Raw genomic sequence first — 14345 nt, forward strand, 5'->3', positions numbered from 1 at the left:
TCAGAACCTCAGAACCTCAGAACCTCAGAACCTCAGAACCTCAGAACCTCAGAACCTCAGAACCTCAGAACCTCAGAACCTCAGAACCTCAGAACCTCAGAACCTCAGAACCTCAGAACCTCAGAACGACACCGTCGTCGTCAGCGTGACGAGCCGCGGTTCGCCGACCGCGACGATCAGGGTGTTGTTGCTCGACGGGTAGTAGGTCTTGTCGAGCAGGTTCTTCACGTTGAGCTGGACGCGTGTCGGGAACTTGCCGATCGTCGTTTCGTAGGCCGCGAACGCGTCGACGGTCACGTAGCCGGGCAGCGTGAAGCTGTTCGCGGTGTCGCCGGAGCGTGCGCCGACAAGACGTGCGCCGCCGCCGAAGCGCCAGCGGCCGGGCAGGTTCGCGATCGCCGTGTCGTACACCGCGAACAGGCTGCCCGTGTGGCGCGCGACGTTGACGAGCGGCGTGTTGCTGTCGCGATCGGTCGCATTCGTATACGCGTAGCTGCCGATCACGCTCAGATGGCGCGTGATCTGCCCCGCGACGTCGAGTTCGATCCCGCGCGAGCGCGCGGTGCCGATCGTCGACGTCAGGTCGCCGACCGTGACCGCGACGTTGCGCTTGTCGATCTGGTAGACCGCGAGCGTGCCGGTGATCGCCGGCTTCAGGCTGAACTTCAGCCCGGCTTCGAGCACGCGGCCGTATTCCGGTGCGAGCGGCGCGGCGACGTTCGTGGCGACGTTCGGCTTGAACGAGCGGCTCACGTTCGCGTAGGCGGTCAGCGCCGGCGTGAGCGCATACGCGAGCCCGAACTGCGGCAGCCATACGTTGCCGCGCGAGCGGTCGGCGAACACGAACGGCCGGCCCATCCCCGATTCCTGCTGCCAGTTTTCCCAGCGCAGCCCGCCCACCGCGGTGAGCCGGTCGGTGAGCTTCACCGAGTCCTGCACGATCGTCGAATACGCATGCACGACCGAGCGCGAGTCGCTTTGCTTCGGGTTGGGTACGCCGCCCGGTGCGAGCAGGTCGTACACGGGATCGTAAAGATTGAAGCCCTTGGTTGCCTTGCCGCGGATCGTGTCGCCGCGGAAGCTGCGCTGCCGCTCGTATTCGCCGCCGATGTAGATCGCGTGATTCATCCCGGCGAGCGTCACGTTGCCAAGCAGGCCGAGCGTCGCGATCTGGTCGGAATCGTTGCGCCCGAGGTTCGCATCGGACGAGCGCGTCAGTGCGCCGGTCGTGCTGTTGAATGCGGTGGCGCGGGTGATGTATTGGTCATAGCGGTCGCGGCCCCAGCCGTAGGTCGCGCGCACGCGCCACGCATCGGAGAAGCGGTGCTCGATACGCGCGCGCAGCGTCTCCTGGATGCCGCTGCTCTGCGACCACGCTTCCTCGTAACGGCGATAGCGCAGCGCATCGTCGAGCTGGCCGTTCACGAGCACGGTGCCGCGATCGAACGGCGTCGTGTAGTCGACGTACTGATAGCTGACGTCGATCGACGTGTTCGCGTCGTGCCACGACAGCGCGGGTGCGATCAATGCATCGCGCTGGCGGCCGAAGCTGCGCCAGTAGCGGCTCGTGTCGTATTGGCCGGTCAGCCGGAACGCGAGCGTGCCGCCCGCGACCTGGCCCGGCTTGCCGAGCGGGCCCGTGAGATCGAACGTCGCGCTGCTGCCGCCGTGGCTCGTGCGCGACGCGGAAATCGAGCCGCCGAACGTGTCTTCCGGCTTGCGCGTGACGAGGTTGATCACGCCGCCCGGGTCCTGCATCCCGTAGAGCAGCGACGCCGGGCCCTTCAGCACTTCGACCCGGTCGATCGTCGCGAGATAGCTGTGCAGCACCGGCGTGCGCACGCCGTCGACGAGCACGGAGCCGTCGTTGTTCGACCCGAAGCCGCGCTTGATGAACGCATCACGCGTGCCGCCGAGCGTGTTGGTCTGGGTGACGCCGCTGATGTTGCCGAGCACGTCGTCGAGCGAGCGGGCCTGCTGATCCTGCATCACGCTGCTGCTGACCACCGCGACCGATTGCGGAATCTCCTTGATCGAACGGTTGTCGCCGCCCGCGATGCTCGTGGAGCGCGGCTGATAGCCGATCGTCGGATCGGCGGTTGCCGATGCGCTGATGCTGATGACCGGGAGTTCGCGCGCGGCCGGCGGCGCGGGCGTGGTGGCGGAAGCAGAGGCGGCGGGCTCGGCGTCGGCGCGTTCGGCGGCGGACGCATGCGTGCCGCTCGCGACGCACAGGGCGATCAGGGCGGGCAGGCTCGTGCGCCACGGACGCAGGGTCCGGGCGCGGCGGGGTGTTCGACGGGAGGGCATGAATCGATGCAGGACGGAGTGCTAAGGATCGGGTCGCGGGCCGCAGCGTTTCGCAGCGGCCAGGGTGCGGATCATATATGTAATGAGAATCATTTGCAATTGTAATGAGGCGATCGGCATCATGCGGGCCTTGGTTGCCGGGCCGTCGGCCGTCTGCTACCGTAGCGACCAAAATCAGACGCAGTGAAATTCAACGAGAGAGCCGGGGGCCGCACCATGTCATCTTCCTGTCACGTCGCGTTCAGCGCGACGCTGCGCACCGCACACGACCATGCGGGTGGTGAAGTGATCGCAGCCGTGTACCGCCATTCGAACGATTAAAGCAACGGAAGCGAATTCATCGGGCGTTGTGCCGGGCAGCCGGCGAAGCGCCGTATTCAATCACTTCAACCACCACGCTAGACGGGAGACCACCCATGAGAAAAATTTCCGCGCCGTTCGCGGCGGCCGCGCTTGCGGCCTGCACGATGCTGGCGGGCGTTCACCAGACCGCCCGCGCCGCGTCGGACACCGAACCTGCGATCGACGCGCATTACGGCGCCGTGATCGAGGCCTATACGCAGGACATGGCCGCCGCGAAGACGAAGTACGACGGCAAGCGCCTCGTGTTCGTCGGCGCCGTGATCCGGATGGGCGGCGACCCGGGCGGCACCTATTTCGGTGCGCTGACGGCCGACGGCGAGCAGTTCGACACGCATTTCGACGTGGCCGACCAGGATGCGCTGAAGCCGAAATTCCCCGGCGGCGAGATCAAGCCGTTCGTCACGTCGTCGGCGTTCCGCTTCAGCTGCGTGAACGAAGGCTATATCGATGCGCCCGTGCTGCCGGGGTTGAAGCTCTCGCACTGCCGGCTCGTCAATTGACCTTGCGCTGGCGCGGTGTCCGGCGTTCAGAACTTCTGCTGAATGCCGGCCATCACGCCGAGCTGGTTCATCCCGGTCCCGACCGTCCCGCCGGCAGCGACAGCGTTCTCAGCCAGCGTGCTGTTGAACATGTAGCCCACCGACGTATAGACGGTCGTCCGCTTCGACAGGAAATAGTTCGCGCGGCCGACGAGCAGCGTGGCATTCGTGCCGCCTTCGCTGTTTTCGCGGCGCTGCAGGTAGCGTACGCCCTGCAGGTCGAGCGCGAGGTAGGGCGTCGCATAGTACGTGCCGCCGGCGAACACGATATCGGCCTGCAGGTGTTCGGCCGCCGCGAGGTTGCGCCGGATCCACCCGGCGCCCAGTTTCGCGGGGCCGATCTTCACGTAGCCGGCGACGATGTCGCGCGTGTCGGTGTACGCCGGATTGTTCAACGGCGCGAGCGCGCCGCCGCCGCCGCGCATCACGTCGTGCGACGCGGCGAGCCCGAAATTGCTCGCGTCGTACGCGAGCATCGCCGTGTACTGGCGGCAGGCGACGATGTCGCCGGGCACCTGTCCGGCGCAGCCCGTCGCCGACGGCCCTGCCGGCCCGGCCGCGTCGCGGCCGAAGCTGTAGGTGGCGCCGAGCGTCACGCCGTGGAACGTGCCCTTGTAGCCGATCGCATTGTCGCTGCGCGCGTTCGGCAGATAGGAATCGAAATCCGCCATCGAGTGAATCGACGGGCCGATCACGTCGGCATTGGTCAGCACGATCATCGACATGTTCATCTGGCGGCCGAGGGTCAGCGTGCCGAACGGACTGTTCACGCCGACGTTTGCCTGTCGCCCGAACAGGCGTCCGCCGTAGTTCAGTGCGCCGGTGCCGGGCTGGAAGCCGTTTTCGAGCACGAAGAAGGCCTGGTAGCCGCCGCCGAGATCCTCCGTGCCTCTCAGCCCCCACCGTGACGGCACCTCGCCGGTCAGCGTCGGCATGCCCGTGAACGATCCGCCGTGCGCGGCATTGTTGTAGTAGGACACGCCGGTATCGATGATCCCGTACAGCGTGACGCTGCTTTGCGCGCAGGCCGGTCCGGCCAGCGCCATCGCTGTCGCGAATGCGACGCCCAGTTTCGTTTTCATGGCTGTCTCCAAACAGTATGTAGATATGCTTATCGATTCTTATAGTGAGCCGGACGTATCCGGGGTGCCGACGGGTATCGGCAAGACTGCGGGTGTCGCGTGTTACGACATCGCCGGGTCGCGTTGCCGGCGCGGTGCCGCGGCACGCGCGCCCACCATGACGACGGCGATTGCCGCGCCGGCCATCGGCACGAGGAACGCAAGATAGAGATGGGACACGGACCAGCCGTCGTCCAGCAGCGCCCCGACTGTCATGGGTGACAGGATCGCGCCGAGGCGGCCGATGCCGACCGCGAGGCCGATGCCGGTCGTACGGATTTCGGCCGGGTACGGCGTCGGCGACAGCGCATACATGCCGGCGACGCACGCATTGATCACGGCGCCGAGGAACACCGCGACGGTCATCCCGACGCCGAGCGAGCCCGAGTTCGCGCCGAACAAGACCATCAGCGCACCGCCGAGCAGCAGTGTCGCGCCCAAGAGCTTGCGCAGGCCGAAGCGCGTCGACAGCAGGCTGAAGAGTGACGCGCCCGCAATGCCGCCGAGGTTGAGCAGTACGCCGCCGGTGACGCCCTGCGATGCCGACAGCCCGGCCTGGACCAGCAGCTTCGGCGTCCAGCTCACGACGAAGTAGAAGCTGCCCATCACGAGGAAGAACGCGATCCACAACGCGATCGTGCGGCGCGCGAGCGGTGCGCGCAGCACGGCTGTCCAGCTCGATGCCGGGCTCGCCGTGCCGACGGACGAAGCCGCGGTCGGCAGCGTGTCGATCGGTGCGCGCTTCATTCTCGCGAGGATGCGGTTGATTTTCTGCAGCGCGTTGTCCGGACGCCTCGCCAGCAGGAAGTCGAGCGATTCCGGCAAAAGCGCGAGTACCATCGGGATCGACAGCAAGGTCAGGATGCCGCCGAACGCGAACACGCTGCGCCATCCCCAGGTCGACAGCAGGTAGCCGGCGATGACGCCGCCGGCGGTGGCGCCGATCGCGTAGCCGGTCGACTGCATGCCGATCGCGGCGCTGCGCCATTTGTTCGATGCATACTCGCCGCTGATCACGGTCAGGCTCGCCAGCATGCCGCCGATGCCGAGCCCCGTGTACGCACGCGCGATGGCGAGTTGCAGCGTGCTGTGCGTGGCCGCGCAGGCGAGCATCCCGGTCGAGATCACGGCCAGGCAGAGCAGGATGATGCGGCGGCGGCCGACGCGGTCGGCCAGCGGCGCGATCAGCACCGAGCCGATGCCCATGCCGGCCAGTCCGGCACTCAACAGCAGGCCGATTTCCTTGCCGCTCAGTTTCCATTCGGCCGCCAGGTGCGGCGCGGCAAACGCGACGGCCAGCACGTCGAAGCCATCGAGCATGTTCAGCACGACGCAGGCCGTAACGGCCATCGTCTGGAACGCGCTCATCGGGGATTCGTCGATCGTATTGCGGATATTTGCGCTCACGTCAAAGATCCTTAATCAAATAGTATGACTAATCAAATGGGATGGCATCGAAGCCGGCGGTAGCGAATGGGACGAAAGCGCATGCGCGGGCTGACGGGCATCCCGTGGAATGCCCGTCGCGGCCGCCAGGTGTCGCTAGCGCGCCGGCACGATGCTTACGCGGGTTCGGGTTGCAGCAGCAGTCGTTCGATCACGCGCCGCGCGCGATTGGGGCCTGCATCGACGTGAATGTCGATCTGGCGACTGTCCGGAAACCGCAGCTGATTCCGGTATTGCGCTTCGATGACGGTCTTGTCTTCATCGAACGTCGCCGCGGATTGCTCGATGACCGTTTGCGCGACGCGCTCGACGTCGTGTTGCGGATTGGTCGCCATGGTCCAGAAGTAGTGCGTCGTCGTTTCCGTCTCGGGCGTGATGCCGTGGAAGCCGCGCATGTGAAGGCCGCCGCGTTCCGGATCGTGCAGGTCGCCGGTGCCGGCGTCCATCGCGCCGGTCCAGATCCGGATGTGCGACACGTGGAACTCGATTTCCTGCCAGCGATCGACGCGGCCCGCGAACGGCCATGCGGCGGTGTAGGTCGGCGGCGGGACGGAATCCGGCATCCGGCGAACCAGCGTCACCGTGTCGCCGTCGCTGCTGACGCGGGTTTCCGCGCCCATGTGCAGCGGCGCGTTGCCGCCGATCGTTTTCAGATGGACATAGCCGAGGTGGCTCAGGTCCATCAGGTTGTCGTGAATCAGTTGATACGGCGCGTCGTAATGGTAGTTGCCGCCGCCGAACCGGTATTGCGGATCCCCGTGGAACGCGTAGCGCGGCGGCGCGCAGGTCGGTTGAGCGTGCGCGTCGGCGCCGATCCAGATCCACACGATCGCGTCCTGCTCCTGCACCGGATACGACGGCACGCACGCCTTTGCCGGAATTCGCTCCTGGCCAGGAATCTCCACGCACGTACCGCCGCGGTCGAACAGCAGGCCGTGATAGCCACAGCGCAGGCCGCGCGCTTCGAGCGAGCCGCACGAAAGCGGCAGCGACTTGTGGCAGCAGCGATCCTCCAGCGCACCGACTTCCCCGGACGGCAACCGGAACAGCACGACCGGATGGCCGAGCAGCGTGCGGGCGACGGGTTGGTCCGTCAGTTCGGATGACAGCGCGGCGACCCACCATCGGTCGACCGGGAATTGAGTTGTACTGATCGGTGGTCGGGCATGTTGCTCCATTGATCGTCTCCAGTATTGGGGTTGGCCGCCTCGGGTCGGGCGGTCCGTTTACAGATCGAGTACCAGCAGGTCGCTTCGCGATCGCGAACAGCACGGCATGAACTGGTCGCCGGCCGCCTGTTCCGCTTCGGTCAGATACGAATCGCGATGATCGGGCTCGCCTTGCAGTACGCGCGTCATGCAGGTTCCGCATACGCCTTGCTCGCACGACGTCAGCACGTCGACGCCGTTCGCGGCCAGCGCCGCGATGACCGTGCATTCGGCCGGCACGTCGATCACCTGGCCGCTGCTCGCGATCCGGATCTGGAACGCACGGTCCGAGCCGGTCGACGCAACCGCGCCGCCGAAGAACTCGTAGTGCAGTTGCGCTTCCGCCCAGTTGCGCGCGCGCGCGGCGTTCAGCACCGCATCCATGAAGCCGCGCGGGCCGCATACGTACAGGTGCGTGCCTGCGGGCGCGGCGGCGAGCACGGCGGCCAGGTCGAAGCGTTGCGCCGGGTCGCCGTCGTCGACGTGGAAGCGGGCGCGGTCATGGAACCCGGCTGCGTTGATCCGCTCGACGAACGCCATGCGGTCGGTCGAGCGCGCGCAGTAGTGCAGGTCGAACGGCATGCCCGACGAGAACAGCCGTTCCGCCATGCTGAGGATCGGCGTGACACCGATCCCGCCTGCGAGCAGCAGGTGATGCGGTGCGTCGGGGGCGAGCGGAAACTGATTGCGCGGCACGCCGATCCGCACGGTATCGCCTTGCCGGACTTCGTCGTGAATCGCGCGCGACCCGCCGCGGCCGTCGGCATCGCGCAGCACGGCGATCTGATAGCGGTCAGCGTGCTCCGGGTGGTTGCACAGCGAATACTGGCGCACGAGGCCACCCGGCAGATGTACGTCGATATGGGCGCCGGCGTCGAAGCGCGGCAGCGGCGAACCGTCATCGCTGACGAATTCGAAGCCGCAGATGTCGCGTGCTTCCTGCCACTTGCGGGCCACCCGGACCGTCAGCGTCGCGGCGCTCATGACGCCTCCTTGATCTGCGCGACCGGAATCACGGGCCGCGACGGGCTCGACGCGTTCTCGTCGGCGAGCAGCCGCTCGATCACCTTGCGCGAGAGTACGCCGCCGGCGTCGATGTTGAGCTTGAGCAGCTTGCGATCGGGCCACTTCTGCAGGTTGAGCTGCTGGCGCTCGAGCATCTCGAGATCCTCGGCGAAGATCTTGCCCTGGCCTTCGCGGATCTCGGCGGTCAGTGCGTGATCGTCGGGCCGGAAGTTGCGCGCCATCCCCCAGAAGTACCAGATCGAGGTGTCCGTCTCGGGCGTGATGAAATCGACCACGATCGACGACGCCTTCAGTTCGGCCGGCGCGTCGTAGCCGCCTTGGCCCGCATGCGCGACACCGACTTCGATCATCACGTGGCTCGGCGGCGTGAAGCGGCAGATCTGCCAGCGATCGACCGGCACGTCGTCGGCCAGCCCGTTGCCGCGCAACCCCATCTGCCAGAACGGCGGCGGCATGACGTTGTCCATGAAGCGGCTCGTGACGACTTCGTCGCCGTGGCTCACCGTCTTCGGCGGCGCTTCGTCGATTTCCTTCTGGCCGATGCTCGTCGCATGCACGTAGGTTTCGTGCGTGAGGTCCATCAGGTTGTCGATCATCAGCCGGTAGTCGCAACGGATGTGATACAGGCCGCCGCCGTGGGCCCAGGCCGGATCCTCGGCCCACGCCAGCGCGGGCAGTTTGGCCGGATCGGCTGCCGACGCGTCGCCCGGCCAGACCCAGATGAATCCGTACCGCTCGATCGCCGGGAAGCTGCGAATCGGCGGGAAGCCGCCGACACGCTGGCCCGGCATGCCGGCCGCCTTGCCGTTGCAGCCCATTTCCAGCCCGTGATAGCCGCACACGAGTACGCCGTCGCGCACGAATCCCAGCGACAGCGGTGCGCCACGGTGCGGGCAGAAGTCCTCGAGCGCCGCGACCTGGCCGTCCGCGGCGCGGTAAAACACCATCGACTCGTTGCAGATCTTGCGGCCCAGCGGCTTGCCGTCGATTTCATCGGGCGTGCATGCCACGTACCAAGCGTTCTTGAGAAACACGTTCGTCGTCTCCTTCAGGTCGATACCGCCGGTACGCGGCATCTCTTCATTCCGTGTACTGAATGAGATTCAGTGTACTCATTGAGATTGGCTGGGGCAAGGCGGGCGGTATACTGGTTTTCCCGGGAAGTGGCGCGAGGCAGCGCCATGCCGTCGGCGCGCGCAACCGGCACGCGCCGCTTATGTCATCGACTATTCATGGAAAAAACGAATCCCGACAACGCGCCGGTTTTCCCGCTCGATCTGTACGACGAACCCGGGCACCTGATCCGGCGCGCACACCAGATCGCGGTGGCGATGTTCTACGAGAAGCTGGGCCGGGACGTGACGCCGGTGCAGTACGCGGTCCTGCGGATGCTCTACGAGTGCCCGGGGCTCGATCAGGTGACGCTCGCGCAGCGGGTCGCGCTCGACACGTCGACGACCGCGGATCTCGCGGTCCGGCTCGAAGCGAAAGGATTGATCGTGCGCGAAGTGCTGCCGCGGCGTCAGCGCCGCTTGCTGCTGACGCCGGCGGGCGTCGAACTGCTCACGCATCTGATTCCGTCGGTGAAGGAGCTGCGGGCCGGCCTGTTCGACGGAATGGGCGAGGACGATTCGCAGGAATTGGTGCGCCTGTTGCGCAAGTTCGTCCATTTGAACAACGAGCAGAGCCGCGCGCCGCTGCGCGTCGGCGACGAGTCATAGCGCCCCGAACCCCACGACGGTGGGGCAGCGGCGATGAGGCGGCGGGCGCGCTGCCCGCCGCGCGTCACCCGCGTGGGCCTTCGCCTTCCAGCCGCCGCACGGCTTCCGCCACTTCGTTCCTGAAGCGCACGAGCGCCGCCTGTTCCGGCGCCGGCGGCTGCACGGCCGTCCACAGCATGTCGACGAGCTGCGTGGCCGTCGTTTCCGTATCGAGCTTGCGGTGCCCGAGGATCGCATCCCACAGCACGTGCTCGATCGGCCCGAACACCATCGAGCGCAGCAGGCTCAGCGGCAGGTCGGTGCGCACCTGGCCGGCCGCCTGGCCGCGCGCGAGCACATCCATCAGCGGCGCGGTGTAGCGGCGCTGCAGCGCGGTGAGCTCGTCACTCAGCGCATGCTGCTTCGCGCGGCCTTCCGACAGCACCAGCGCGCACAGGCCCGTGCCGTTCACCAGCATCAGCCGCAGGTGGGTGCGCACGATGAACGCGAACTGCTGCTGGACCGACGCGTCCTGCGGCATCCCCTCCTCGAACGCGGCGATGTTTTCGTCGTACCAATCCGCGATGACCCGCGCGCACAGCTCCCGCTTGCCGCGGAAGTAGCTGAACACCGTCGCCTCCGAGACGCCCACGCGCTGCGCGATCTCGGCGGCCGTCGCATGCTCGTAACCTTTTTCGGCGAACACTTCCCGGCCGGCGCGCAGAATGTCCTGCACGCGTTGCTGGGATTTGCGCCCGGCGGGCGCGCGCGGCGTGTCGGCGCGGTCGGCTTTGGCGGTGGCGGTCATGGTGTCGGCGGTAGCGGCTGTCATCTCGGCATGATATCTGAGTGTCACTCAAAAAACTATTGACGCCGAACCCGACGAGGCGCGAAACTGTGCAAAATTTACGCTGTATTGGTCAATGAATCGGTGCATTCATTCGATTTGAGCGAAACTCAGAAATCGGTGAGTGCCACACACTTTCTGGAGACGGAGGAGACATGATCAACCTGCCCGGTGTGCAATTCATGCTCGGTGAAGACATCGAGATGCTGCGCGACGCCGTCGCGACGTTCGCGGCGAAGGAAATCGCGCCGCGCGCGGCTGAGGTCGACCGCACCGACCAGTTTCCGATGGATCTTTGGAAGAAGTTCGGCGATCTCGGCGTGCTCGGCATGACGGTCGCCGAGGAATACGGCGGCGCGAACATGGGCTACACCGCGCACATGGTCGCGATGGAAGAGATCTCGCGCGCATCGGCGTCGATCGGCCTGTCGTACGGCGCGCACTCGAACCTGTGCGTGAACCAGATCCACCGCAACGGCACCGCTGCGCAGAAACAGAAATACCTGCCGAAGCTCGTGTCGGGCGAACACATCGGCGCGCTCGCGATGAGCGAGCCGAATGCCGGCTCCGACGTCGTCAGCATGAAGCTGCGCGCCGACAAGCGCGGTGATCGCTACGTGCTGAACGGCACGAAGATGTGGATCACCAACGGCCCCGATTGCGACACGCTGGTGGTCTACGCGAAGACCGACCTCGAAGCCGGCCCGCGCGGCATGACCGCGTTCATCGTCGAGAAGGGCATGAAGGGCTTCTCGGTCGCGCAGAAGCTCGACAAGCTCGGCATGCGCGGCTCGCACACGGGCGAGCTGGTGTTCCAGGACGTCGAGGTGCCGGAGGAGAACATCCTCGGCCAGCTCAACGGCGGCGTGAAGGTGCTGATGAGCGGCCTCGACTACGAACGCGCGGTGCTGTCGGGCGGCCCGACGGGCATCATGGCCGCGTGCCTCGACGCGGTGGTGCCGTATATCCACGACCGCAAGCAGTTCGGCCAGGCGATCGGCGAATTCCAGCTGATCCAGGGCAAGATTGCCGACATGTACACCACGTTCCAGGCGTGCCGCGCGTACCTGTACGCGGTCGGCCGCCACCTCGATTCGGCGGGCAGCGACCACATCCGCCAGGTGCGCAAGGACTGCGCAGGGGTGATCCTCTACACGGCCGAGAAGGCGACGTGGATGGCCGGCGAGGCGATCCAGATCCTCGGCGGCAACGGCTACATCAACGAATACCCGGTCGGGCGCCTGTGGCGCGATGCGAAGCTGTACGAGATCGGCGCCGGCACGAGCGAGATCCGCCGGATGCTGATCGGCCGCGAGCTGTTCGCGGAAACGCTGTAACGCCCCACGTCACGCGAACGGAGCCCCGTCGATGCCGATCATCGAATCGAAACTGAACCCGCGCTCGGAAGACTTCCGCGCGAATGCCGCCGCGCTCGAGGCGGTCGTCGCCGACCTGCGCGCGAAGATCGAACAGCTCGCGCAAGGCGGCGGCCAGGCCGCGCGCGACAAGCACCTGTCGCGCGGCAAGCTGCTGCCGCGCGATCGGATCGCGCAACTGCTCGATCCGGGCGCGCCGTTCCTCGAGTTCTCGCAGCTCGCGGCGAACGGCATGTACAACGACGACGCCCCGGGCGCGGGCGTCATCACCGGGATTGGCCGCATCGCCGGCCGCGAGTGCGTGATCGTGTGCAACGACGCGACGGTCAAGGGCGGCACCTACTACCCGGTCACCGTGAAGAAGCACGTGCGCGCGCAGGAAATCGCCGCGGAAAACCGCCTGCCGTGCGTGTACCTCGTCGATTCGGGCGGCGCGAACCTGCCGAACCAGGACGACGTGTTTCCCGATCGCGACCACTTCGGCCGCATCTTCTTCAACCAGGCGACGATGTCGGCCGCGGGGATCGCGCAGATCGCCGTGGTGATGGGCTCGTGCACGGCGGGCGGCGCGTACGTGCCGGCGATGAGCGACGAGTCGATCATCGTGAAGGAGCAGGGCACGATTTTCCTGGGCGGCCCGCCGCTCGTGAAGGCCGCGACCGGCGAGGAAGTGAGCGCCGAGGATCTCGGCGGTGGCGACGTGCATACGCGCCTGTCGGGCGTGGCCGATCATCTCGCGCAGAACGACGCGCATGCGCTGTCGATCGCGCGCAACATCGTCGATCACCTCGCGCCGAAGATCGCGTCGCCGGTGGCGCTGCGCGAGCCGAAGCCGCCGCGCTACGACGCAAAGAGCCTGTACGGCGTGATTCCGGTCGATACGCGCAAGCCGTTCGACGTGCGTGAGGTGATCGCGCGCATCGTCGACGATTCCGAGTTCGACGAATTCAAGGCGCGCTACGGCACGACGCTCGTCACGGGCTTCGCGCATATCTGGGGCCATCCGGTCGGGATCGTCGCGAACAACGGCATCCTGTTCTCCGAATCGGCGGTGAAGGGCGCGCATTTCATCGAGCTGTGCTGCCAGCGCAAGATTCCGCTCGTGTTCCTGCAGAACATCACGGGCTTCATGGTCGGGCGCAAGTACGAGAACGAAGGCATCGCGCGGCACGGCGCGAAGATGGTAACGGCCGTGTCGAACGCGAAGGTGCCGAAGTTCACGGTGATCATCGGCGGCTCGTTCGGCGCCGGCAACTACGGGATGTGCGGCCGCGCGTTCGGCCCGCGCTTCCTGTGGATGTGGCCCAACGCGCGCATCTCGGTGATGGGCGGCGAGCAGGCCGCATCGGTGCTCGCGACGGTGCGTCGCGACGGCATCGAGGCGAAGGGCGGCTCGTGGTCCGCCGAGGAAGAGGATGCGTTCAAGCAGCCGATCCGCGACCAGTACGAGCGCCAGGGCCATCCGTATTACGCGAGCGCGCGGCTGTGGGACGACGGCGTGATCGACCCCGCGCAGACGCGCGACGTGCTCGGGCTCGGGCTCGCCGCGTCGATGAACGCGCCGATCGAAGACACACGCTTCGGCGTGTTCCGCATGTAACGGCCGGGAGGGCTGAACGATGCGATACGAAACGATCAAGGTAAGCGAAGCCGGTCGCGTGGCGACCGTCACGCTCGCGCGTCCCGACGTGCGCAACGCGTTCAACGAGACGACGATCGCGGAGCTGACCACCGCGTTCGAATGGCTCGATGCGCATGAAGGCGTGCGCGCGATCGTGCTCGCCGCGGAAGGCGCGGCGTTCTGCGCGGGCGCGGATCTGAACTGGATGAAGAAGATGGCCGGTTACTCGGACGACGAGAACCGTGCCGATGCGCGCAAGCTCGCGCGGATGCTCGAGGCGATCCATCGCTGCGGCAAGCCGGTGATCGCCCGCGTGCATGGCGACGCGTATGCGGGCGGCGTGGGCCTGGTGGCGGCGGCCGACATCGCGATCGCCGTCGACGGCGTGAAGTTCTGCCTGTCGGAAGCGCGGCTCGGGCTGATCCCCGCAACGATCGCACCGTACGTGGTGCGTGCGATGGGCGAGCGCGCGGCGCGCCGCTACTTCACGACGGCCGAGGTGTTCGACAGCGCGCGCGCGGCGTCGCTCGGCTTCATTCACGACGCGGTGCCGGCCGATGCGCTCGACGAAACCGTCGCGAAGCTGGCCGCGACGCTCGTCGCGAACGGCCCCGACGCGGTGAAGGCGTGCAAGCGGCTCGTCGCCGACGTGGCCGGCCGGCCGCTCGACGCGACGCTGATCGAGCAGACCGCCGACTGGATCGCGCGCACCCGCGCCGGCGCGGAAGCGCGCGAAGGGATTGCGTCCTTCCTCGAAAAGCGCACGCCGTCGTGGCGTGAATGATCGC

Annotated in this window: 12 protein-coding genes; 5 read left to right on the plus strand and 7 right to left on the minus strand. The window is 66.7% G+C overall.

Annotated features, from left to right (window positions below; genetic code table 11):
- Positions 1–120 precede the first annotated feature (120 nt).
- Positions 121–2310 carry a TonB-dependent siderophore receptor gene (locus tag G3N61_RS19600; RefSeq protein ID WP_205823365.1) on the minus strand — a complete coding sequence of 730 codons (2190 nt, stop codon included), beginning with the start codon at positions 2308–2310 and terminating at the stop codon, positions 121–123.
- 416 nt (positions 2311–2726) lie between these two features.
- Between G3N61_RS19600 and G3N61_RS19605 the strand changes: the two genes are divergently transcribed.
- Complete coding sequence (locus tag G3N61_RS19605) at positions 2727–3173, plus strand: hypothetical protein (RefSeq protein WP_043180723.1); 447 nt, start codon at positions 2727–2729, stop codon at positions 3171–3173.
- Between the two features lie 26 nt (positions 3174–3199).
- Here G3N61_RS19605 and G3N61_RS19610 read toward each other — a convergent pair whose 3' ends face one another.
- The 5 genes from G3N61_RS19610 to G3N61_RS19630 form a co-directional block, all read right to left on the minus strand.
- Entirely contained in the window at positions 3200–4294 is a 1095-nt protein-coding gene (locus tag G3N61_RS19610; protein WP_205823366.1) for a porin, read from the minus strand.
- 102 nt (positions 4295–4396) lie between these two features.
- Positions 4397–5740 carry an MFS transporter gene (locus G3N61_RS19615; RefSeq protein ID WP_205823367.1) on the minus strand — a complete coding sequence of 448 codons (1344 nt, stop codon included), beginning with the start codon at positions 5738–5740 and terminating at the stop codon, positions 4397–4399.
- Positions 5741–5895: 155 nt separating this feature from the next.
- Positions 5896–6957 (minus strand): Rieske 2Fe-2S domain-containing protein, encoded by a 1062-nt coding sequence (locus G3N61_RS19620; RefSeq protein WP_205823368.1) that lies wholly within the window; start codon positions 6955–6957, stop codon positions 5896–5898.
- 48 nt (positions 6958–7005) lie between these two features.
- The gene (locus G3N61_RS19625; RefSeq protein WP_205823369.1) at positions 7006–7971 is read right to left on the minus strand and encodes a PDR/VanB family oxidoreductase; all 966 of its coding nucleotides are present in this window, start codon (positions 7969–7971) and stop codon (positions 7006–7008) included.
- Positions 7968–9047: an aromatic ring-hydroxylating dioxygenase subunit alpha gene (locus G3N61_RS19630; protein ID WP_205823380.1), complete on the minus strand. Its 1080-nt coding sequence runs from the start codon at positions 9045–9047 to the stop codon at positions 7968–7970. The genes G3N61_RS19625 and G3N61_RS19630 overlap by 4 nt, the downstream gene beginning before the upstream one ends.
- Positions 9048–9245: 198 nt before the next feature.
- Here G3N61_RS19630 and G3N61_RS19635 point away from each other — a divergent pair, with 198 nt between their 5' ends.
- A complete protein-coding gene (locus G3N61_RS19635; RefSeq protein WP_043180718.1) occupies positions 9246–9734 on the plus strand; it encodes a MarR family winged helix-turn-helix transcriptional regulator in 489 nt (162 codons plus the stop codon).
- A gap of 64 nt (positions 9735–9798) precedes the next feature.
- On the opposite strand, the gene G3N61_RS19640 is transcribed toward G3N61_RS19635, so the two are convergent.
- Positions 9799–10545, minus strand: a complete 747-nt coding sequence (locus G3N61_RS19640; protein ID WP_043180717.1) for a TetR/AcrR family transcriptional regulator — start codon at positions 10543–10545, stop codon at positions 9799–9801.
- A 170-nt stretch (positions 10546–10715) separates the two neighbouring features.
- Between G3N61_RS19640 and G3N61_RS19645 the strand changes: the two genes are divergently transcribed.
- From G3N61_RS19645 to G3N61_RS19655, 3 genes are read left to right on the plus strand one after another with little or no spacing between them, the layout of a single operon-like run.
- Entirely contained in the window at positions 10716–11897 is a 1182-nt protein-coding gene (locus tag G3N61_RS19645) for an isovaleryl-CoA dehydrogenase (protein WP_043180716.1), read from the plus strand.
- Between the two features lie 31 nt (positions 11898–11928).
- Positions 11929–13536 (plus strand): carboxyl transferase domain-containing protein, encoded by a 1608-nt coding sequence (locus tag G3N61_RS19650; RefSeq protein ID WP_043180715.1) that lies wholly within the window; start codon positions 11929–11931, stop codon positions 13534–13536.
- Between the two features lie 19 nt (positions 13537–13555).
- Positions 13556–14341 (plus strand): enoyl-CoA hydratase/isomerase family protein, encoded by a 786-nt coding sequence (locus G3N61_RS19655; RefSeq protein WP_089451907.1) that lies wholly within the window; start codon positions 13556–13558, stop codon positions 14339–14341.
- Positions 14342–14345 lie beyond the last annotated feature (4 nt).

This window comes from Burkholderia sp. Ac-20349, assembly GCF_017104865.1.
Taxonomy (GTDB): Bacteria; Pseudomonadota; Gammaproteobacteria; order Burkholderiales; family Burkholderiaceae; genus Burkholderia; species Burkholderia aenigmatica.